This is a genomic window from Bengtsoniella intestinalis, assembly GCF_039719005.1.
GTDB lineage: Bacteria > Bacillota > Clostridia > Oscillospirales > Oscillospiraceae > Oscillibacter > Oscillibacter intestinalis.
The window spans coordinates 1,498,410-1,519,346 of sequence record NZ_CP133584.1; the positions used below are offsets into that span (position 1 = coordinate 1,498,410).

21 protein-coding genes are annotated in these 20,937 nt (G+C 52.2%); 7 read left to right on the forward strand and 14 right to left on the reverse strand.

Annotated elements, in window-relative coordinates; genetic code table 11:
* Positions 1 to 41: 41 nt before the first annotated feature.
* The 7 genes from RFF05_RS07345 to RFF05_RS07375 all read left to right on the forward strand — a co-directional run bounded on the left by RFF05_RS07345 (position 42) and on the right by RFF05_RS07375 (position 6,939).
* On the forward strand, positions 42 to 1,325 hold the full coding sequence (locus RFF05_RS07345) for a hypothetical protein (RefSeq protein WP_409969713.1): 1,284 nt from the start codon (positions 42 to 44) through the stop codon (positions 1,323 to 1,325).
* A gap of 62 nt (positions 1,326 to 1,387) precedes the next feature.
* Entirely contained in the window at positions 1,388 to 2,191 is an 804-nt protein-coding gene (locus RFF05_RS07350) for a hypothetical protein (RefSeq protein WP_409969714.1), read from the forward strand.
* A 250-nt stretch (positions 2,192 to 2,441) separates the two neighbouring features.
* Positions 2,442 to 3,737, forward strand: coding sequence for a UDP-N-acetylglucosamine 1-carboxyvinyltransferase (locus RFF05_RS07355; protein ID WP_409969715.1), 1,296 nt, complete (start codon positions 2,442 to 2,444; stop codon positions 3,735 to 3,737).
* A 100-nt stretch (positions 3,738 to 3,837) separates the two neighbouring features.
* Positions 3,838 to 4,623, forward strand: coding sequence for an MBL fold metallo-hydrolase (locus RFF05_RS07360; RefSeq protein ID WP_409969716.1), 786 nt, complete (start codon positions 3,838 to 3,840; stop codon positions 4,621 to 4,623).
* The gene (gene rlmH / locus RFF05_RS07365; RefSeq protein ID WP_409969717.1) at positions 4,611 to 5,093 is read left to right on the forward strand and encodes a 23S rRNA (pseudouridine(1915)-N(3))-methyltransferase RlmH; all 483 of its coding nucleotides are present in this window, start codon (positions 4,611 to 4,613) and stop codon (positions 5,091 to 5,093) included. Before RFF05_RS07360 ends, rlmH begins: the two co-directional genes overlap by 13 nt.
* Before the next feature lie 119 nt (positions 5,094 to 5,212).
* On the forward strand, positions 5,213 to 6,226 hold the full coding sequence (locus RFF05_RS07370) for a hypothetical protein (protein ID WP_409969718.1): 1,014 nt from the start codon (positions 5,213 to 5,215) through the stop codon (positions 6,224 to 6,226).
* Positions 6,112 to 6,939, forward strand: coding sequence for a hypothetical protein (locus tag RFF05_RS07375; protein WP_409970091.1), 828 nt, complete (start codon positions 6,112 to 6,114; stop codon positions 6,937 to 6,939). Before RFF05_RS07370 ends, RFF05_RS07375 begins: the two co-directional genes overlap by 115 nt.
* 129 nt (positions 6,940 to 7,068) lie before the next feature.
* Here RFF05_RS07375 and RFF05_RS07380 read toward each other — a convergent pair whose 3' ends face one another.
* From RFF05_RS07380 to RFF05_RS07445, 14 genes are all read right to left on the reverse strand, one after another.
* Positions 7,069 to 7,377: a septum formation initiator family protein gene (locus RFF05_RS07380; RefSeq protein ID WP_409969719.1), complete on the reverse strand. Its 309-nt coding sequence runs from the start codon at positions 7,375 to 7,377 to the stop codon at positions 7,069 to 7,071.
* A complete protein-coding gene (gene yabQ, locus RFF05_RS07385) occupies positions 7,334 to 7,837 on the reverse strand; it encodes a spore cortex biosynthesis protein YabQ (RefSeq protein ID WP_409969720.1) in 504 nt (167 codons plus the stop codon). Before yabQ ends, RFF05_RS07380 begins: the two co-directional genes overlap by 44 nt.
* A 3-nt stretch (positions 7,838 to 7,840) precedes the next feature.
* Entirely contained in the window at positions 7,841 to 8,119 is a 279-nt protein-coding gene (locus RFF05_RS07390; RefSeq protein WP_409969721.1) for a YabP/YqfC family sporulation protein, read from the reverse strand.
* A gap of 42 nt (positions 8,120 to 8,161) precedes the next feature.
* Positions 8,162 to 8,413: an RNA-binding S4 domain-containing protein gene (locus RFF05_RS07395; protein WP_409969722.1), complete on the reverse strand. Its 252-nt coding sequence runs from the start codon at positions 8,411 to 8,413 to the stop codon at positions 8,162 to 8,164.
* A 1,337-nt stretch (positions 8,414 to 9,750) separates the two neighbouring features.
* On the reverse strand, positions 9,751 to 10,026 hold the full coding sequence (locus RFF05_RS07400; RefSeq protein WP_409969723.1) for an HU family DNA-binding protein: 276 nt from the start codon (positions 10,024 to 10,026) through the stop codon (positions 9,751 to 9,753).
* Positions 10,027 to 10,102: 76 nt separating this feature from the next.
* Entirely contained in the window at positions 10,103 to 10,906 is an 804-nt protein-coding gene (mazG, locus tag RFF05_RS07405; RefSeq protein ID WP_409969724.1) for a nucleoside triphosphate pyrophosphohydrolase, read from the reverse strand.
* A gap of 124 nt (positions 10,907 to 11,030) precedes the next feature.
* Positions 11,031 to 12,644 carry a polysaccharide biosynthesis C-terminal domain-containing protein gene (locus RFF05_RS07410; RefSeq protein ID WP_409969725.1) on the reverse strand — a complete coding sequence of 538 codons (1,614 nt, stop codon included), beginning with the start codon at positions 12,642 to 12,644 and terminating at the stop codon, positions 11,031 to 11,033.
* 151 nt (positions 12,645 to 12,795) lie between these two features.
* Positions 12,796 to 13,734 carry an adenylyl-sulfate kinase gene (locus tag RFF05_RS07415; RefSeq protein ID WP_409969726.1) on the reverse strand — a complete coding sequence of 313 codons (939 nt, stop codon included), beginning with the start codon at positions 13,732 to 13,734 and terminating at the stop codon, positions 12,796 to 12,798.
* Positions 13,735 to 13,841: 107 nt separating this feature from the next.
* A complete protein-coding gene (hemZ, locus tag RFF05_RS07420; protein ID WP_409969727.1) occupies positions 13,842 to 15,326 on the reverse strand; it encodes a coproporphyrinogen dehydrogenase HemZ in 1,485 nt (494 codons plus the stop codon).
* Between the two features lies 1 nt (position 15,327).
* A complete protein-coding gene (locus RFF05_RS07425; protein WP_409969728.1) occupies positions 15,328 to 15,939 on the reverse strand; it encodes an MBL fold metallo-hydrolase in 612 nt (203 codons plus the stop codon).
* Between the two features lie 113 nt (positions 15,940 to 16,052).
* Positions 16,053 to 16,499: a D-aminoacyl-tRNA deacylase gene (dtd, locus tag RFF05_RS07430; protein ID WP_409969729.1), complete on the reverse strand. Its 447-nt coding sequence runs from the start codon at positions 16,497 to 16,499 to the stop codon at positions 16,053 to 16,055.
* Positions 16,500 to 16,599: 100 nt separating this feature from the next.
* Complete coding sequence (locus tag RFF05_RS07435) at positions 16,600 to 18,816, reverse strand: RelA/SpoT family protein (protein ID WP_409969730.1); 2,217 nt, start codon at positions 18,814 to 18,816, stop codon at positions 16,600 to 16,602.
* A gap of 10 nt (positions 18,817 to 18,826) precedes the next feature.
* The gene (locus tag RFF05_RS07440; protein WP_409969731.1) at positions 18,827 to 20,215 is read right to left on the reverse strand and encodes a single-stranded-DNA-specific exonuclease RecJ; all 1,389 of its coding nucleotides are present in this window, start codon (positions 20,213 to 20,215) and stop codon (positions 18,827 to 18,829) included.
* Positions 20,215 to 20,910, reverse strand: coding sequence for a single-stranded-DNA-specific exonuclease RecJ (locus RFF05_RS07445; protein WP_409969732.1), 696 nt, complete (start codon positions 20,908 to 20,910; stop codon positions 20,215 to 20,217). Before RFF05_RS07445 ends, RFF05_RS07440 begins: the two co-directional genes overlap by 1 nt.
* Between the last annotated feature and the right edge of the window lie 27 nt (positions 20,911 to 20,937).

The window sequence follows — 20,937 nt, forward strand, 5'->3', positions numbered from 1 at the left end:
CTACGAAACTTATCCCCATCTAAACGGAAAGGAGCCACACCATGAACCACACCTTTTCTCGTCGCAATTTCATCCAAAACCTCATCATTGGCGTGCTCCTTTGCACCACCATTGGCCTGTTTGTCCAAACCCAAGTGTATAACTTAGGCCAGACCCCATCCTCCTACTTCTCTCAACTCATCGGTGCCACCCCAGACGACCTCACCGTCCAGAATCTCTCTGGCGCCGCCCTCTCAACCCCTGTCTCTGTGGTGGTCTCCACCTCCTTCGGTCGCTATGGTAGCCCCCATATATCCACCCAAGACACCGAGTTCACTCTGCTAAAGGACTTGCTGGCGCAAGGGCTTTCCGCCTTGTCTGCCACCGCCTCAGGCACCAATGAGCCAACCTTTTTACAGGCCATAGACAGTTCGTCCATTTACTTTGACTTTCAGCTTCCGCTCCCTAGCAGCGTCATCGCTGGCATGGTCGGCCTGACTGAAACAGCCAACCAAACCCAAATGCAACGCCTAGTGCTAGCCCCTGATGACACAAACGCCGTGCTTTTATACTGGTGGGACGGAGACGACACCTATGCCTATATCACCACTGACATTGACCTTGTGGCCTTTTACGAATTGCAAGAAAGTTATCAAGCCGACAACGTATTTTTTGCCTTTGAAGGCAGTTCCTTGTCCTCTCAACTGAACAATCTTGACCCTTTCTCCCTGTTTGACACTACCACCGCCGCCTATCCCCAGCTGAGCGCCACCACCCCCACGTGGAACGAAACCACTTTACTGACCCAACTGGGTTTTAACCCCTACACCAACTCTCGCTACACTGAAACCAACGGCACCCAAGTCGTCTTCCAAGAAGATGACCGCCTCTACCTCTCTGCCGATGGCACTGTCCACTACGAAAGCGATGGACAAAGCAGACAGCTCACCCTATCGCTGACCCAGTCCACCATCACCGCCTATGGGCTATCCTCTAGCGCCAGCTATCTGCTCCACAGTTTGCTCAGCTCTATGATGGGGGAAGCCTCCTTGGCCATTAGTGCCTACACCCAACTAGACACCCAAACCATCATCACCTTTGACTATCAAATCCAAGGGATTCCCATTGCTTTAAGCCACGGACAACCTGCCGCCACCATGGTGCTAGAAGGCAACGTGGTCACGGATTTAACCATCTATCCTCGCCAATATTATCAAGACGACAGCGACTCACTGCTGCTACCGCTGGCACAGGCCGCCGCCGTGGCCACCCGTGGGTCAAACCTAACCATTTCCTATGTGGATTACAGCGCAAGCAACCTCTCTGCCATGTGGATTTACCGATAAACGCGAGGGCGTCCCCGTAGGAATGCAACCCCCTTCATCACAAAACCGAAAGGAGCCACCTTGTGAAGCGTTTCCAACTGAAAAACATCGCCATTTTGGTGCTGGTGCTGGCCAATGCTTGCCTGATCGCGGTGTTGCTCCATCGCCATTACCAGCAAACCATCGCCCAAGAGAGGGCCACCCAAGAAATCATCACCCTCTTTGCCACCCAAGGGGTCACCCTTGCTCCTAGCTTTGTGCTCTGGGAGGAACCGTTGAACAGTTTGGAGCTAGAGGCAGACAGCAACTTGCAACACGCCATTGCCCAAGCCCTGTTAAACGACGAGTTCACTGTCTCCACCGCCACAGACGGCAGCGCCTACTATCAATCCCCTTCAGGCACCGTCTCTTTTTCCCCAGATGGCACACTGGAAGCCTATGGTGTGCTGGGCGATGACACAGCGTTGGCCTTTATCCAAGATTTTTGCCAAACCTATGGTTATGATAATTTAATGGTGATTTCAGACGGCGAAACCACCACCGCCACTGCCACCCTCACCTACCGTGGCACTTTGGTCACAGGCCTCAGCGTTACCTTCACCTTGGTGTCCAATCGCTTGACCAGCGTCATTGGCACTGTCCTGCCCCAGACCCACTCCAGTGTGGGCGCAGAGGCACAGGTGTCTTGTTTGACGGCGCTGAGCCGATTCCTTGCCGCCCGCCGCACCACAGGCGCTGTGGTGTCCACGGTCACCGATGTCACCGCCTGCTATACCTTTAGCTCCACCCCCAACGCCCCCATGAGCCTGCAACCCCAATGGATTGTCCAAACCGATAACGGCACCTATTACGTGGATGCCTTTAGCGCCCAAGTGCAATATGGGTAACACCTTTTCCATATTTTGTCAATTATGGGTATTTTTACCTAGGACTTCTGTGGAAATCTTCTGATTTTCTCAAATCTACCCCAATATTCGTTTGCATTTTCACAATTGATGTGCTATAGTAAGTATGTATCAAAAAATTTAATCTAACTGTAACATTTCTTCCCTTTGGCTGTATGAAGCCACCCAATGAGGGCAGACTGTATTTGTACAGATTTCACGATAACACCTTGTAAGAGAGAGGGTCAAAATTTTGACTAATTATATTATTCAGGGCGGTAAGCCCTTGGTTGGCGAAGTGGAAATCAGCGGCGCTAAAAATGCTGCCGTTGCTATCATTCCTGCCGCTTTAATGGTCAACGGTGTGTGCCGTATTGAAAACATCCCCCAAATTTCCGATGTCACCTTATGTCTGCGGATTTTGGAACAACTGGGTGGTCGTGTCCGTACCATCAACCGCACCACTGTAGAAGTGGATTGCTCTGCCATCCACTCCACCCGTACCCCCTACGAAATGGCTCGTAAAATCCGTGCCTCTTACTATCTCATCGGCGCTTTGCTCAGCCGTTTTGGCCAAGCAGAAGTGGCGATGCCCGGTGGCTGTAACTTTGGCGTCCGTCCCATCGACCAACACGTCAAGGGCTTCACCGCTCTCGGCGCCAAAGTGGTGGTCGACGGTGGCTTTATCAATGCCTCTGCCAAAAGCGGTCGCCTCCAAGGCGCGCACATCTACTTGGATGTGGTCAGCGTGGGTGCCACCATGAACATCATGATGGCCGCCACCTTAGCCGAAGGCACCACCATCATCGAAAACGCCGCCAAGGAACCCCATATTGTGGACTTGGCCAATTTCTTAAACTCTATGGGCGCCAACATTTACGGCGCTGGCACTGACACCATCAAAATCCGTGGCGTGGATAATTTGGGCGGCGGCACCTATGCCATCATCCCCGACCAAATTGAAGCTGGCACCTACATGGCTGCCGTGGCCGCCACTGGTGGCCAAGTACTGATTCGCAACATCATCCCCAAACACATGGACTGCATCACCGCCAAGCTGGTTGAAATGGGCGTGGAAGTGGTGGAAGATGAAGATACCTTGTTGGTGCGCCGCACTGAACCCCTCCAACGCACCAATGTGAAAACCCTGCCCTATCCTGGCTTCCCCACCGATATGCAACCCCAAATCGCCACCGTGCTGTCCTTGGCAAAAGGAACCTCTTTGGTGACTGAAAGCGTGTGGAACAACCGCTATCGCTATGTGGACGAGCTCAAGCGCATGGGCGCTTTGATTCAAGTCGACGATAAAACCGCTGTGATTGAAGGGGTTAGTGCCTTAACTGGTGCCCCTGTACAAGCTTGCGATTTGCGCGCTGGTGCCGCTTTGGCCATTGCCGCTTTGGCCGCCCAAGGCCAATCCACCCTCTCCGGTGTCAACTACATCGAACGTGGGTACGAAGATTTTGTAGAAAAGCTCCGCAAAATCGGTGCCGATATTCAAGTGGTAGAAGTCCCCGACGAAGAAGAACTCAACACAAACATTGGCTAACAAAGCCTGAACGTCCACAAACAGGATTGTCGCCATGTGCGCCTGTGTGTGGACGTTTTTCATCATCACACCCCTATCAAAATAAAGCGAGGTTCCCTGTTTGTCCACACTATACACCTTAGCCAGCGGTTCTTCTGGCAATGCCATGCTTTTGTCCCAAGGCACCACCCATCTGCTCATCGACGCAGGCATCTCCTGTCGACGAATCGTGACGGCGCTGGCAAGTCTAGGCCTACAGCCCAGCGATTTATCTGGCATTTGTATCACCCACAGCCACACAGACCATGTCTCTGGGCTGAAAACCCTATCCAAAAAACACAAGCTTCCCATTTACCTCTCCCACCAAGCGGCAGAGGAATTATCCGCAAAAATCCCTGAAACCGCCCCTTACTTGCGGTGTTTTTCCACATCCACTCCATTTTATGTGGAAGACTTGCTGGTTCAAACATTTTCCGTCCCCCACGATGCCGCTGGCACAGTGGGCTATCGCATTGGAGATGTGGGGGTGCTCACCGACTGTGGCTATGTGACCCAAGAAATGGCGGAAACCCTGTTCGGCGTGTCGCTGTTGGTGCTGGAATCCAACCACGATGTAGAGATGGTGCAATCTGGGCCTTACCCCTACTATCTCAAACAGCGTGTGCTAGGAGATGACGGCCACCTGTCCAATGACCATGCCGCCCAATTTGCACAGGCCATGGTTCACAACGGTGCCGCCACCATCATCCTTGCCCACTTGAGCCAAGACAACAACACCCCTCAAACCGCCTTGCGCACCGTCTGCCAAGCCTTAGAGGTGGTAGGCCTCCGCCCAACGGTGGAAGTGGCACCCCGAGATGTCATGAGTCGAAAATATGAAACAACCGAGGTTTTATGCAAAAAATAACAATCATCTGCGTTGGAAAGTTAAAAGAACCCTTCTACATAGACGCAGTGGCGGAGTATTCCAAACGACTGAGCCGTCACTGCAAGCTAGAGATTTTGGAATTACCAGAGTCTCGCCTGTCAGACACCCCCTCTCAAGGAGAGATTGCCCAAGCCCTTGCCGCCGAAGCCGCCACCATCACCGCCAAGCTCCCCAAAAACACCGCCATCATCGCCATGTGCATCGAAGGCAAACTGTTGTCGTCTGTGGCGCTGTCTGAAAAAATGGAACAAATGGCAACGGCAGGTGCCTCTTCGGTCACCTTTTTAATCGGTGGCAGTGTGGGCTTGCACCAAAGCCTGAAAGATCAAGCCGTTCTCAAGCTTTCCATGTCTCCCATGACCTTTCCCCACCACTTGGCACGGATTATGCTCCTCGAGCAAGTCTACCGCAGTTACCAAATCCAAGTGGGCAGTAAATATCATAAGTAAACGAAGATTGTGATGCACCACGGGCGACCACAGGTCGCCCCTACACCCCCATCGTAGGGGCGACCTGTGGTCGCCCGTTGCACCATGTGTCGTTCGTTAAATATAAGGAGGATTTTCCCATGGATTTTCAAGCAACCTATCAACGCTGGCTCTCTAGCCCTGCTTTAAGCGACGCCGAACGTGCCGAGCTGAAAGCCATTGAAAACGACCCCAAGGAAATCGAATCTCGCTTTTTCGCCCCTTTAGAATTTGGCACCGCAGGACTCCGTGGCACCATGGCTGTGGGCTTGCATCACATGAACCTCCATGTGATTCGCTGGGCCACCCAAGGCTTTTGTAAGGTCATTGCCGCCGAAGGCGAAGCAGGCAAAAAACGTGGCATCGCCATCGCCATGGACTGCCGCAACAACGGCTGGGAATTTTCCAAGGCCGCCGCTGAAGTCTGCGCTGGCAACGGCATCCAAGTGAAAATCTTTGAAACCCTCCGCCCCACCCCTGAGCTGAGCTTTGCCGTCCGTCATTACGGTTGCCAAGCTGGCATCAACGTCACCGCCAGCCACAACCCCAAAGAATACAACGGCTACAAAGCCTATTGGGAAGATGGCGCACAGCTGCCCCCTCAACACGCCGACACCATTGCCAAGGCATTGGAAGAAATCGACATTTTCGACGGCATCACCACCATGGACTTTGACGACGCTGTCAAGGCAGGTCTCATTGAAATCCTAGGAGCAGAAACCGACGCCGCCTTCATGGAACAAGTCTACACCCAAATGTACGACCGTGAGGCCGTTGCCAAGGTGGCCGACTCCTTCCGTCTGGTCTACACCCCCTTCCACGGCTGTGGTCACAAGCTGGTGCCCGAAGCACTGGAAACCTTGGGCATCAAGCACCTGCTGTGCGTGCCCGAACAAATGGCCATCGACGGGGACTTCCCCACCGTCAAATCCCCCAACCCTGAAAACCCGAAGGGTTCTCCTTGGCTGTGGAATTGGCAAAGGCCAACGATGTGGACTTCATCTTGGGCACTGACCCCGATGCTGACCGCGTGGGCATTATGGTTCGTGACGACAAAGGTGAGTTCCAAGTGGTCACTGGCAACCAAACTGGCGTATTGCTATTGGATTACTTAATCGGTGCCATGAAGCGCACTGGTCGTCTGCCTCAAAACCCTGTCATGCTGAAAACCATCGTCACCACCGAAATGGCACGCAAAGTTGCCGAGGACAATGGTGTGGCCTGCTTCGATTGTTTCACAGGCTTTAAATTCTTGGCTGAAAAGAAAAACGCTTTGGAAGACTCTGGCGAAGGCAAGGTCATCTTGTCTTACGAAGAATCCTACGGCTATATGTTGGGCGATTTCGTCCGCGACAAAGACGCCGTCACCGCTTCTATGCTGCTCACTGAAATGGCCGCATGGTACGCTGGGCAAGGGAAAACCCTGTTTGACGCATTGAACGAACTGTATGCAAAATACGGCTATTTCGGCGAAAAGACCCACAATTTGGTCATGCCTGGTTTGGACGGTTTGGCTGACATGGCAAAGCTGATGCAAGATTTGCGTGACACCCCTCCCACCGAGATTTCTGGCGTAGCCGTGGCCACCCAAGTGGACTACCGCACAGGTATTTGTGTGGATTGCGCCACTGGTGCTTCCAGTGAGATTGAACTCTCTGGCTCCAATGTACTCCGCTATGCACTGGTGGACGGCACTGTGATTTTGGTGCGTCCCTCCGGCACCGAACCCAAGGTGAAGGTGTATATTCTCACCAAGGGCGCTGACAGCGCTGACTGCCAAGCCAATTTGACCAAGTACGGTCAATGGGTAGACACTCTGCGTAAATAAAGTAAGAGCGGACGACCACAGGTCGCCCCTACCAACGGTGAAGGGTGAATGACTATATGTCATTCACCCTTCCTATGGCAAAAAAAGATGGAACACAGATTTCTGTGTTCCATCTTTTTCTTTGTTTTTTCATCGGCTGATGTCGTAAAACACCTTTTCACCAGGGGCTACCAAGCCCAATTCTTCACGGGCAATTTGCTCCATCTGCTCTTGGGTGCCGCCTTCTTCGATGGCGCTTGTCAAATGTTCGTTGACCGAGCGCTGGGCTTCCATCTGCAACTCCAAAGCGGTATATTGGCTCTCCGCCGCTTCCACCTGTGCTTGCAAGTCGCTAACCGTCCATGCAAAGCCAGCGGTTAAAATCATAATCAGCAACACGGTGGACAAGCCAATTTTAGCTTTTGCTTTTTGTTTGTGTTCGCCTTGTACTCTCGCCATGGCTCATCCCTCCTTTACTCCCACGCTGTAATCTATGATATTTCATTGTACAACACTTTTGCCAAAAATAAAAGAGTTTTTTCAGATAATTTCGAAAAAGTTTTAACAAATTACCAAAAATAACCGCTGGTAAGGCCAAAATTCTCCCCAACCACACCAAAGTTTCCACCCAAAAGCCCCAAACGGGTCGCAACAGGGGGGAAAGGCCTGTGAAAAACAACACACAGCCTCCCAATATACCCAGCAACACAAACAGCCGCAACTGGCCTTGGCTTTGCCGCAAGATAAACAAAAACACGGCTCCTAGCGCGCTTAGGCCAAAGGTCACATCCACCATAGGGGTCAGCCGTGGCCAGTGCCCTCGCACGGCCCCAGCCATGTCATACAGCCCCCCTATGGCGATGCCCAACAGCACCGAAAGCACAAACACTCTGGCCTGTTCGGTGATATAAATCTCCATGGATTACCCCAAAAGGCGACGGAAAAAGCCGCCACTGCGCACTGCAGTTTCCTCATAGCCAATGGTATCAATCTGGCCGTCTACAAACAGCTCGCCACCATCTAAGGCCAGCTTGCCAATGTGCAACCCCTCTCCTGTCACCACCAGCAACCCTTGACTGGTTGACATCACAATGCCAGACTCGTCAAAGCGTTCCACATCTTCCACACCTGTCACCACCAAATGAGACCGTCCTGTTAGCTCCAAGCGATGACTGGTGGCCAATTCTGCGTATCCTTGCATAGCTCCACCTCCCTACCACATTGTATGGACAGGGTGGGGAAATTATGCCTCCACGATAACTTCTTGGTACAACGTGGACGCTTGGTCGGCGCGGACAGTCTCTTGCACCACCAGCACCTCCACGCTCAGCACACGGGCGCCAAAGCGCATGGTAATCTGATCGCCTACCTTTACATCATAAGACGCACGCGCCACCTTCCCATTAACGGTGATAAGCCCATTGTCGCAGGCTTCGTTGGCGATGGTGCGCCGCTTAATCAGGCGCGATACTTTTAAATATTTGTCTAATCGCATAGTGTTTTCTCCTTTTTTTCTTCCAACTGGATGTTGGGTTTGTTAAAACGCTGTTGTCCCACGGCCATGGGGGACTTGCAAGTGATGCTTTCTTTGCCTCCGCCCCTTGTCGGGGCGGTCAATCCCTTTGTCAGGGTGGCTAGTAGCCGCCTGTGGAACTCGGTTGCAATTTGCTTCACCCTGTGGGAATTCTCTTTTGATAAACTTTTCCCACTCCGTGGGGCTGCTGCCGCAGGGGCTTTCTTTTGCCCTTCTCCCCTTGTAGGGGCGGCTATTAGCCGCCTGTGGAAATCAATTGCAATTTGCTTCACCCTGTGGGAGTTCTCTTTTGATAAACTTTTCCCACTCCGTGGGGGCTGCTGCCGCAGGGGCTTTCTTTTGCCCTTCTCCCCTTGTAGGGGCGGCTATTAGCCGCCTGTGGAAATCAATTGCAATTTGCTTCACCCTGTAGGAATTCTCTTTTGATAAACTTTTCCCACTCCGTGGGGGCTGCTGCCGCAGGGGCGCTCGCCGCGCGGGCGTTACTTTGCAAAGATGCAAAGTAACCAAAAATCTTGCACGTGGCAGATGACCACGCGTGGTCATCTGTCTCACGTGCTCCCATTGTATACGGATGGTGCGTGTGAGTGGGTGCGGTGCTATTGGGGCATCTGGCTCACATCCGTTCGGCTTATCGTGTGGGATGCGCGAACCAACGCTGATTGCTGCCGCACATGACTCGTACGATGACATGGGAACACGCATTTAAGGTGCCTTACATTGTGGACGTCGGTTAGTGCGGTGGCGCTGGGGGGCGCTGACCTGCGGTCAGCTTGGGTTGTATGCAATGGTGTTCCATGTAGGGGCGACCTACGGTCGCCCGTCTTACCCAACGCCACCAACCTATACCATACCCACACCCTAGGCACGCCCAAGAAACCGCACCATATCAACCGCATCTCCCCTTCAGGGCGAAGCCCGACAGAATACTTCGAGACAAATCAGGACACTCGGTGCCATTCAAAAAGCCCAAGCACTCCAGCGATGAACCCCCGTAAAACCCCCTTTTTTCACTCGACCGCAGTCGTCGTGAAAAAATCGTTTTTTGGTTCTTTTTTTCGACAAAAAAAGAATGCCCCACCGGCAGGTGACCGCCCCGTAGGGGCAAAATCCAACAAAGAGATGGGGAACGGGCGACCACAGGTCGCCCCTACGATGGGATGGGGCAAACGCCCGTCTAGCAAGACACCGCCCCGTAGGGGCAAAAAAACTGTGGCAACAGACCTCTTGGCTAGCAGACCCGTCATTACAAAAAAGCCGATGTGGCGCACCACATCGGCTTTCATTTTGTGCCTATCTTATTTAGCCACAGCGTCTTTCAAAGCCTTACCAGCCTTGAAGGTGGGGACGGTGGAAGCTGCGATTTCCATAACAGCACCAGTGGCAGGGTTGCGGCCTGCACGAGCAGCGCGTTGCTTGACTTCGAAAGAGCCAAAGCCAACCAGTTGCACTTTATCACCAGCAGCCATAGCGGCGGTAATGGCATCGAAGGTTGCCACAACAGCGGCTTCTGCGTCTTTTTTGCTCAGCTCGGTGGCAGTGGCCACAGCTTGAATCAGTTCGGTCTTGTTCATAATAAAAAATTTCCTTCCTTATCTTCAATTGGGGCTTTGCCCCCTCTTATATCTCAACGCAATCCAACTTCTGCGTTTAAGACTGTTCTTTGGCCTGCTGCCACAGTTCTACCAATGCCTGCTCAGACAGAGTGGTCAAATCTGTGTCGCCAGCCAACGTTTCCACAGTGCGGAAACGACTGTTGAATTTGCCACAGGCATCGTGGAGCGCTTGCTCTGGGTCTAGGCCTTGCATTTGGGCAATCCGTGCCGCCATAAACAACACATCTCCCAATTCTTCATAGGCACCGTGAGGGCCTTGGGGATCCTTACCCTCCAAAATGGCTTCTCGCAGTTCCCCCACTTCTTCTTCTAGCTTGTCCAACCCACCTAAGATGCTATCCCAACAAAAACCAACTTGATTGGATTTTTTTGAAATTTTCTCAGCACGCCAAAGCGCTGGCAGGTAGGCCGACACAGCCTCTAGACTGTCGGCAGTGGTTTTGTGGCCTTTTTCCGCTTTTTTCTGGACTTCCCAATTTACCAACGCTTGCTCGCCATCTTTGGCTTCCAATGCACCAAACACATGGGGGTGGCGGAACAGCAACTTCTGGCACACGCCGTGCACAACATCTGCTGGGTCAAGACGACCCCGTTCCTCTTCCATGATGGCATGAAACCCCACCTGCAACAACACATCTCCCAGCTCTTCACAAATATGAGCAGGATCGTCTGCGTCTATGGCTTCTAGCGCCTCGTAGGTTTCTTCCAAGAAATTTCGGCGGATGGATTCATGGGTTTGTTCCCGATCCCACGGACACCCTTCTGGGCTCCGCAATAGCCGCAAAATTTCCAACAAATCTTCCCAGTCATATGGGGGGCTACCTTGAAAATTTACCATAATTCATCCTTCTTTGCAAGTAATTTTCTTAAAAAAACTGTTTTTTTAAGAAAATTACACGTTTTTTTATAATTTGTCTCTGTCTCAAAGGCATTTGCACCCAATTTATAGATTTTTTGCACCTTTATTTCAGTCGCAATAGCTTGACTAATTTCTCACCCTTGGGCAGTGCGCGGACATCTTCGGCCTGCAAAATACGCAGTAAAATCACCAACACACCGTAGACAATCACGCCACAGCCGATGCCGATTAATGCGCCCAATGCGTTGACCATATACTCGCTCATAGCACCTTCCATCACCGTATGCACCAGACCGCAAGCCGACCAAGCCGCCGCACCCATCAACACTGCCGCCACAGTGGGCTTGGCAAACAGGGCAAAGTAATCGGGCTTTTGGGGCGAGTATTTCCACACGAAAAACAGGTTTAACCCAGCAATGGTCATATAACAGCACAGAGTGGAAATAGGCGCACCATTGATGTTGATCTCAGGGTTGCCCACCAGCACATAGTTCATGGAGATTTTCACCAATCCACCAATGAGCATGGTGGCAATGGGCAGTCGCTCTTTGCCGTAGGATTGGAGCACCGCATTGCTCAAGGTCATCAAGCAGATGAAAATACAGGCAATGCCCAACACTTGCAAATGGGGTGCCGCCGCAACAGCATCTTCCACTTGGGCAGGATAGAGCATCAGCAGCAATGGCCCAGCAAGCACACTCAAGCCAACGCCTGCTGGGATAGCCAGCAACGCAATCAAACGGAAGGCAGAGGAGATGATACGGTTTGCCGCCGCCCCGTCTTGGCGAGCCATAGCCGCCGCCGCAAAGGGAATCAGGCTCAAGGTCACAGGGGACACAAAAGACGATGGCAAGGTCATCAGGTTGATACCAAAGGTGTATTGCCCATACAACGTTGCCGCTTGGTCAGCCAGCTCTGGAATGGTTTTCAGCTGCCCCAGCACGATTTTGGTGTCCACCAATGTGATGACACTCATGGTGGAGTTACTCAAGGTGATGGGCACCCCAATGAGCAAAATACGGCGTAACAATTGTGGGCGGTCAAGGGGCACATCCACAGAATACACGGGGTTTCGATGGGTGAAAAGGTAAAGACTCAGCACCAACAGACACAACACCGTCCCTGTGGTGACCCCAGCCACTGCACCAGCCACCGCCACATTTAAGCCGTAGCCTGTTCGCAAGAAGTAATAGGCAAGGCTCAACCCCACGCACAGTTTACAGACCGCCTCTAAAATCTGGGTGGCGGCGGTTAGCTTCATGATGCCTTGGCCTTGGGTATAGCCGCGCATACAGTCCAGCATGGCCACACAGAACACAGCAGGCGCCATGGTGCGGATGGCAAGGGCCGCGTTGGGTTCGTTCATAAACTCTGCCAACAGCTCATTGCCAAAAAACATCACCAACGCACTGGTGGCACCCACGCAGAAAAACAACCGCAATGCCGTGGTAAACAGTTTGCGCCGTTCATTGTGTCGCCCCATGGCAACGGCTTGGCTGGTCAACTTGGACACGGCCAAGGGGAAGCCAGCAATGCAGGCAATGAGCAACACATTATAAATGTTATAGGCCACGTTAAAATACGCATTGCCTTCACTGCCCAGAATATTACCCAGAGGGATTTTATAGACAGCGCCAATGAGCTTGACAATCACCACTGCCGTGGCCAACACGGCCGCGCCCCCTAAAAAGGAGGATTTTGATTCTTTTTGACTCATGAAACGAGAAATCCTTTCTAGTCGCCATGGGCGACAAGTAATAAGTAATAGCGAACAGTGAATAGGTAAGGTGTGCCTTCGGCACCGATTAAAATTCGTCGCCGATGGCGACACATTACTTTTTCACTATTCCTTTTTACCTATTACTTATTCAATATACATCATAAATGCCGCCGCCGATGAATTCACGCAGCAGTGACTTTTGGGGCACAGCGGCCTCCGCCATAGACTCTATGGATACAAAAGCTTTGAGCAGGGCATTGACAGTTTCGCTCCGCTTTTCAACAGGCAATTCCTCTAGCAGGGGCACCACTTGGTCTTTGAGCACACACACTTCATAAGGGTGCATGGTGTCAAAGAGGATGTTGGCATTTTCTTTAAAGGGAGAGATATACAGCTTTTCACCACGGCACACATTGTCCCACAGCTTCAGGGTAAAAGCCGCATCACTGCCACGGAATTTGTTATCGCGGACAATCCGACGGCACAAACGCACCCAACGGTGCTCAAAGAGCACATTGCCAGCGTCGTCCAAAATGTTGGATCGGGCAGCGATGTAGAGTTTAAACGCCTTGGGGTTGCGACCAGTGAACACATCGTTCAAGGCATGAATACCCTCAAAAATCACCACTTCGTCTTCACCCAATTGCAAGGGTTTCGAGCGAATAGCCGAGCGCATTTGCCGCGCAAACTCAAACTTTGGCACATGGATGACCTCACCCTTATCCAGCATGGCGAAATGACGGTTTAAAAGGTCAATGTCCATGGCAAAGGGAGACTCATAATCAATGGCACCTTGGGGGGTGCGTGGAGAAGTTTCAGGGTCAACGGTGTTGAAATAATTATCCATGGAGATGGTGTGGGTTTCAATGCCCATGGCCTTCAGCTCTGCCTCAATTTTCTTGGCAGTGGTGGTTTTCCCAGACCCAGAAGGGCCTGAGAGTAGCACAATATGAGATTGACTACGGTTGGCGGCAATGGCCTCCGCCGCCTGACGGATATGGGCTTGATAGTCAGCGTCTGCCGCCGCCATAAACCCTTGGGGGTCGGTGTGCACCTGTTGGTTAATCGTTGATACTGAATAAGCCATATGAAATCTCCTTTTTCTATAGTGGGGTGTGGGCGATTCGCGCCCCCCTACGGTGGGGATAGCGAGCAGGGGTGGTCATTGTCCGTCCCCATGGTGGGGATGTTCCATCAGTCCAAGGCGGCGTAAAAATCTTCCACCATGGCGTGATTTTGTTGCCATTTTTCTGGGTGATTGATATATTCTGCAGGGAATTTATGGTTGAAACACCGCTCCATCCGTGCGTTTGGCTTACCCACCAGCTTGGTGGACCCACTGGCACCGAAGGAGAAAATGGTGCAAAGTTCGCTCATGATATGGATGTTGTACAAGCAGGCGCCATCTTTTTGAATCCAACCCACGTTTTCAAAACTACCAGACATATACTTTTGCCGATAGAGATAATAGGGGGCAAAGTCTGCACCACGCAACTGTGTATTGGCATAGGCCAACATTTGTGCCACCGCCTCTGGGGCTGGCAGATTGGCCTTGGTTTCAAGCAACGTACTGCCTTTTTTAATGCTCAAGGTATGGACAGTGATATTGTCCACCCCAAAGCCAATGCAGGCATCTAAGGAACGGCAAAAGCCCTCCACCGTGTCGTCAGGGAGTCCTGCTATTAAATCCATATTCACATGGGGGAAATCATATGCGTTTACCATTTCCATGGCGGACACAATATCCGCCACACTGTGTCGCCGCCCAATGCCAGCAAGAACGTTTGCCTCCATGGTTTGGGGGTTCACCGACACACGACTCACGTTATGGGCTTTTAACACCGCCAATTTCTCTGGGGTGATGGTATCAGGACGACCAGCTTCCACGGTGATTTCCGCACAGTGGGTCAGATCAAAAGATTGCTCCAAGCAGGTGAGCACTGCATCCAACTGCTCTGGGTTTAATGTGGTGGGGGTACCGCCACCCATGTAAAAGCTACGAGGACGGAGATTTTGCCGTTTGCACAGCGCCGCCCCAGCCTTCATTTCAGCAATCAAAGCGTCCACATAGGGTGGCACCATGTCAAAGCTTCGCTCCACGCTGGCGCTAACAAAGCTACAATAGGTGCATCGGGTGGGGCAAAAGGGGATGCCCACGTAAAGGGCGATGTCACGGGCATCTTGCAAGTCCGCTTTAGCGTGTCTCCCCCAAACCCCAGTCTCCGTTGCCAATCTAGCACGCTCTGGGGTGACAAAATAGTCGGTTTCCAAGGCGGTGATGGTGTCCTCTTGGGAGAGGCCTTGCGCCAAATATTTTTGCGCCACCTTATCAGGACGCACCCCAGTGAGGCTGCCCCACGCAGGTTGGATGCCAGTCAAGGCTTGGACGGCCTTGAAAAAGCCTTTGGAAATTCCACGCCGTCGCTGGCCTACCTTTTCATAGTCACTGCCAGACAATTCTGCCGACCACACCACAGGGGTAGCAAGGCGATTGCCTTGATAGCACATCTCCACGGTGACGGTGGCCATGTCGGCCGTTTGGGCTAGGGCGATCACCGCCCAATCCTCGTCAATTGCTTTGTCGATGGGGTCATACAACGGCTTTTGGTCAGGAAGCAAGGCCATCAAGGTCTGCTCCACCACGTAAACTTCGTTATGATTTTGAAACTCTAACTTCATATTATCCCTTCATGGCTTGTCGTAAATAGGGGTTGGATTGACGCTCACGCTCCATGGTAGACTGCCCCATGTGACCCGACAACACTTGCCCGTCTAAGGGGTACAGCCGCGCCAAAGACGCCATCATATCTTTGTGGTTACTGCCGGGGAAGTCTGTCCGCCCACAAGAGCCAGCAAAAAGCGTATCTCCAGTGAACAATAGCTCCCCACATTGGAGCACCACCGAGCCGGGGGTGTGACCAGGGGTTTCTAACACGGCAAAGGCAAAGGGTTCCACTGTGACGGTGTCTCCTTCGCTGTAATCCACCGTCTCCACAGACAGTTCTGGTACAATAGATCGCATGGCCGTGGTGGCCTCTCGCCCATCTTTGGGATGGAGATAGATGGGTGCCTCAGGGAAGGCTTTGTGTAAGGCTTCCACACCGCCTGTATGGTCATGATGACCATGGGTCAACAAAATAGCCTTCACATCATAGCCCAACTCCACAATTTTTGCCCCCAACGCTTCACCGCTGTCACCGGGGTCAATCACGGCGCAGATTTTTTGCGTCTCATCGCACAGCACATAACAATTGGTCTGGTATGCGCCCAATTGAAACATCATAATTTCCATAGGTGTTCTCCTTTGGTTGTCGAATTGTAGGGGCGACCTGTGGTCGCCCACCCCCCATGCACACGGAATCGGGCGACCACAGGTCGCCCCTACGCAGGGAGGGGGTGTGAACCTTATAACGTATCCGTATCCAAAATCATAGTCACAGGGCCATTGTTCACTGATGCCACGTCCATGTCGGCTCCGAACACACCTGTTTCCACGGCGAAGCCTTTGGCTTTGCACTTTTCGATGAACAGTTCATACAATGGCACGGCAATGGGTGGCTTGGCGGCGGCTAGGAAATCGGGACGACGCCCGTGTTTACAGTTGCCGTACAAGGTGAATTGGGAAATCACCAACAAGCTACCGCCCACCTGTTCAAGGCTCAAGTTCATTTTATCGTTTTCATCTGTAAAGACTCTTAAACCAGTGATTTTGTCCACCAGCTTGTCCACTTGGGCAGGGGTATCCGCATGGGTCACCCCTAGCAAAATCAAAAATCCTTGGTCAATGGCACCATGGACGCTTCCGTCAATGGTGACGCTGGCACTGTGGACACGGGTTACAACAGCACGCATAGGTGGCTCCTTCGTATTTTTCCCTCCCCGCCGTTTCCCGCAATCCTGCATTGGCGGCGTGGGCAAGCCCCCGCCCTACGGATGAAGGGGGGTGATATTCTTATTTCCCTGCTGGGCGGACTACTTGCAGCACCCCAGAGATTTGATTTAATTTATTCATGACCGCTTTGAGCTGTTCGCTGTCACGGACGGCAATTTGCAGTGTAAACATGGCAAATTGATCGCCTGTTGAATGGGATTGGATGCCAGAGACCCAAGTCTTGGTAGACGACAGGGCGGCAGAAATATCCAAGAGCAAGTTGCTTCTATCTTTGGTGGTCAGCTCCAAGGTGGTGGCATAGCTTTCCTTGGTGTCGGTGCCCCATTCCACCCGAATCCAGCGGCCTTGCTGGTCGGGATGATTGCGGCGCTCAACGGACGCATTGGGACAATCATGGCGGTGAACAGACACGCCATAACCACGGGTGATGAAGCCGATAATATCATCACCGGGCACAGGGGTGCAACATTTGGAGAACTTGACAAGGCAGTTTTCCAGTCCTTCCACCATGATCCCCTGTTCGCTTTTGCGCATTTTGGGGCCAGTTTCCTTCGGCGTAGGCTCTACTTTTTTCTCTTCTTCCTCTGCTATCGGGGCATTGCGTTCCTGCTCTAGCTTTTCAAGGCGCTGTAACTCGCTGTGCATACGGTTCACCGCACGCTGGGCGCTAAAGCCACCATAGCCGATGGCCGCATACAAGTCATCCAATGACCCATAGCTAACACGGCGGAGAAGATTTTGCAAATTTTCTGGGTCAACCACCATTTTTAAGGCGTGACCACGGTGCTTCAATTCCGATTCAAAAGAAGAACGGCCGTTGACAATATTCTCGTCACGTTTTTCCTTTTTAAACCATTGGCGAATTTTGCTTCTAGCCTCTGAGCTTTTGGCGATTTTCAACCAGTCACGGCCAGGGCCCTTGGCATTTTTAGAGGTTAAAATCTCCACAATATCACCGTTTTTCAACGTGTGGTCAAGGGTGACAATGCGCCCGTTCACTTTGGCGCCAATCATCCGATTACCCACAGCAGAGTGAATGGAGTAGGCAAAGTCGATGGGGTTCGACGCGGCAGGCAGGTTGGTTACATCCCCAGAGGGGGTGAACACAAACACCTCATCAGAGAACATATCGATTTTCAGGGTGCGGATATATTCCTCGGCGTCGGCACCATCTTGATTTTCTAACAGACGGCGCACCCATTCATAGCCATTTTCTGTACCAGAGCCTTGGCCGTTTTGCTTATACTTCCAGTGGGCAGCCACACCGTATTCGGCGATGTCGTGCATTTCTTGGGTGCGGATTTGCACCTCAAAGGGTACCCCTTCACCGCTCATGACGGTGGTGTGTAAGCTTTGATAACCGTTGGGCTTTGGCGTGCCAATATAGTCTTTAAAGCGGCCTAAAATGGGGCGGTGCATATCGTGGACAAGCCCCAGCACATTGTAGCAATCTCCCAGCGTGTCCACAATAACACGGAAGGCAAACAAGTCGAAAATCTCGTCCATAGACTTGTTTTGGCTGAACATTTTGCGGTAAATGCTGTAAGGATGCTTCACACGCCCATAGACTTTATGGTGCAGTCCACTTTCTGCCAACCGCTCATGGAATTGGTCTTCAATGCGGGTCATAAATACCTTATATTCTTCTTCCTTGGCATCCAATTGAGACTGGATTTCTTCAAAGCCAATGGGGTCTAAATATTTTAGGGATAAATCTTCCAACTCCCATTTCATTCTCTGCATCCCCAAACGGTGAGAAATGGGGGCATAGATTTCCATGGTTTCTAGGGACTTTTGCTTTTGCTTGGGGCCAGTTTGATATTCCATTGTGCGCATATTGTGCAAACGGTCAGCCACTTTGATGAGCATGACGCGGATGTCTTTGCTCATGGCAATGAGCATTTTGCGCAGGTTTTCCATCTGCTCGTCTTCTTTGGCATCAAACTGGATACGGGTCAGCTTGCTAACCCCTTCCACCAAGTCTGCCACTGTGGGAGAAAACAGCTTGGCCACCTCTTCATGGGTCACAGGGGTGTCTTCAATGACGTCATGCAGGACAGCGGCAATAATAGACTCAGAATCTAAGTGCAATTCCTCTGCCACAATCAGCGCCACCGCCAGAGGGTGGGTCACATAGGGCTCGCCAGATTTGCGCAACTGCCCTTGATGGGCATCCACAGCGAAATCGCAAGCCTTGCGAATGCCGTCAAAATCCCCTTGAGGGTTATACTCGGCAACCGTTTGCAATAATAAATCAATCTGTTCTTGAATGGTCATATCCACTACCTCACTTCCCCGTCCCAGTGGCCTCTTGCAACCGTGCAAGATAGGGACTGGCAAACAAATCCACTTTACCTTCAACTGGCACCAACGACAAAGTAACGTGTTCGCCTTGTTGGTGCATTTGTAATAACTTTCGCTCGGCAAACACCTCTAGCGCCATGGCGGCGCGCAAAAAGCTTTCACCACCCCCCAACGCTCCTGCCAGCTTTCGCAGCAACGGCAATTGGGCTTCTTCCCGTTTGCCTTGGCGTAGCGTTGGTTCAATGGTTTTCCACAAGGTGCCAAATTGCTGGTGTGACAATTGGAGTTTGGCTCGTTCTTGGCTGGTTAGGCGGTCTCCAGCTTTCATCCGCTCTAGCAGGGCCAACGACTCTGCCTCTTGGCGACTGGGACTGCGAGAAGGACGCAAATCCACCAACTGCATCTGTAGCGACGTGTTCCCACGGAACACATTGGCCTGCAAATGAAAGGCCACATCCACCCGATCACCAATCTGTAAGGCCGCCGCCTCAGGAGAGACAGAGAAGAAAATCCCATCAAACCGATGCAAACCTTTAGACAGGCGCAACTTCAAATGTTTGCCTTGCCCCACCAGCTGTGCCCCTTCCACCATGGCGCCTAACAAGGCAAACACAGGGCGTGGGTTGCCTGAGCCATAAGGCTCTAGCTGAGATAGTTGGTCTAGTTCATCTAAGGTCAACGCACTGGGATTGCCCACCACAGCATCGATATCCAAAGACGTGACACAGGGCTGGCCTTTGGTGGCAGAGCGGACATAACGGTTGAGCCGTGTCCGCAATTGGGGGATGTTTTCTTCCAAAATGGTAAACCCAGCCGCCAATTCATGACCGCCGTAACCTTCTAACAAATCGGCACAATGCTCCAAGGCTTCATACAGATTAAACCCACCATAAGAACGGCAAGAACCTTTGCCAATGCCGTCTTTTAAGTGCATCATAAAGCTAGGTGCCGCATATTTTTCACTGAGGCGAGAGGCCACAATCCCCACCACCCCTTGGTGCCATTGGTCAGAGCCCAACACCAACGCATGGCGCTGGTCTGGGTCCATAGCCCCAATCCGCGCGTCAGCATCGGCGCAGATATCCTGCTCCACCTCTTGGCGTTGGCGGTTCAAAGCGCACAATTCCAATGCCAGAGACTCTGCCAAAGCAGGGTCTTTGGTCTCTAGCAAATCTGCCGCCACATCGGCCGCACCCATGCGACCTGCCGCATTGATGCGAGGCGCCAGCACAAAGCCAATTTGCACCGACGTAATCTCTTTTCCTTGCAAGCCAGCTTCTTTCAAAAGGGCATGAATGCCCACAAAGTCGGTGTGGGGCAATAGCTCCAGCCCACAGCGGACAATGGTGCGATTTTCTCCCTCCATCCGCATCACATCGGCAACGGTGCCAATGGCGGCAAGGGTGCAATAACGGGCAAAGAGGGCGTCCTCGCGGTTTTCGCCCCCAGTGCCAGCACCAGCTTCAAGGCAACACCCACCCCAGCCAAATGCTTAAAGGGGTAGGGGCAATCAAAGCGATGTGGGTTCACCACTGCCAACGCAGGTGGCACCGTTTCTTGGCAGGCATGGTGGTCGGTGATGATCACATCCATGCCCAATTTGTTGGCATATTCTACCTCTTCAAACCCAGTGATGCCACAGTCCACCGTAATGAGTAACCGTGCCCCTCGGTCAAATAACATCTGAATGCTCTCACAGCTCAGACCGTATCCTTCGTCGGCACGGTGGGGAATGTGGCGCAAACACTTGGCGCCACAGCTACGCAAATAGTCGCTGAGCAGACAGGTGGAGGTAATGCCATCCACATCGTAATCCCCAAACACCGCCATGGTTTCCCCTTGGGTCAATGCCAACTGAATCCGCTCCACCGCTTTGTCCATGTCTTTCATCAAGCTGGGGGCATACTCCAAATATTCGTCTCGGTCTAATAATTCTGCCGCCTGTTCCACCGTGGTAATGCCACGGCCAGACAATAACATCGATAACAACTGGGCATAGCCAGCCTCTTGCAAACGCGTGACATCCTCTTGGGAGGGTGTGCCTAAATTCCATTGTTGATATTTCAAAATGACTGCCCCTCCTCACTTCCAGTA

Excerpts from the sequence above, each read along its gene's own strand:
- rlmH (WP_409969717.1), top strand. The coding sequence starts at position 4,611 with ATGCAAAAAATAACAATCATCTGCGTTGGAAAGTTAAAAGAACCCTTC.
- dtd (WP_409969729.1), bottom strand. The coding sequence starts at position 16,499 with ATGCGTGCTGTTGTAACCCGTGTCCACAGTGCCAGCGTCACCATTGAC.
- RFF05_RS07370 (WP_409969718.1), top strand. The coding sequence starts at position 5,213 with ATGGATTTTCAAGCAACCTATCAACGCTGGCTCTCTAGCCCTGCTTTA.
- mazG (WP_409969724.1), bottom strand. The coding sequence starts at position 10,906 with ATGGTAAATTTTCAAGGTAGCCCCCCATATGACTGGGAAGATTTGTTG.
- RFF05_RS07395 (WP_409969722.1), bottom strand. The coding sequence starts at position 8,413 with ATGCGATTAGACAAATATTTAAAAGTATCGCGCCTGATTAAGCGGCGC.
- RFF05_RS07380 (WP_409969719.1), bottom strand. The coding sequence starts at position 7,377 with ATGGCGAGAGTACAAGGCGAACACAAACAAAAAGCAAAAGCTAAAATT.
- hemZ (WP_409969727.1), bottom strand. The coding sequence starts at position 15,326 with ATGAAGTTAGAGTTTCAAAATCATAACGAAGTTTACGTGGTGGAGCAG.
- yabQ (WP_409969720.1), bottom strand. The coding sequence starts at position 7,837 with ATGGAGATTTATATCACCGAACAGGCCAGAGTGTTTGTGCTTTCGGTG.
- RFF05_RS07435 (WP_409969730.1), bottom strand. The coding sequence starts at position 18,816 with ATGACCATTCAAGAACAGATTGATTTATTATTGCAAACGGTTGCCGAG.
- RFF05_RS07440 (WP_409969731.1), bottom strand. The coding sequence starts at position 20,215 with ATGCGGATGGAGGGAGAAAATCGCACCATTGTCCGCTGTGGGCTGGAG.
- RFF05_RS07415 (WP_409969726.1), bottom strand. The coding sequence starts at position 13,734 with ATGGCTTATTCAGTATCAACGATTAACCAACAGGTGCACACCGACCCC.
- RFF05_RS07345 (WP_409969713.1), top strand. The coding sequence starts at position 42 with ATGAACCACACCTTTTCTCGTCGCAATTTCATCCAAAACCTCATCATT.
- RFF05_RS07400 (WP_409969723.1), bottom strand. The coding sequence starts at position 10,026 with ATGAACAAGACCGAACTGATTCAAGCTGTGGCCACTGCCACCGAGCTG.
- RFF05_RS07410 (WP_409969725.1), bottom strand. The coding sequence starts at position 12,644 with ATGAGTCAAAAAGAATCAAAATCCTCCTTTTTAGGGGGCGCGGCCGTG.
- RFF05_RS07425 (WP_409969728.1), bottom strand. The coding sequence starts at position 15,939 with ATGGAAATTATGATGTTTCAATTGGGCGCATACCAGACCAATTGTTAT.
- RFF05_RS07390 (WP_409969721.1), bottom strand. The coding sequence starts at position 8,119 with ATGCAAGGATACGCAGAATTGGCCACCAGTCATCGCTTGGAGCTAACA.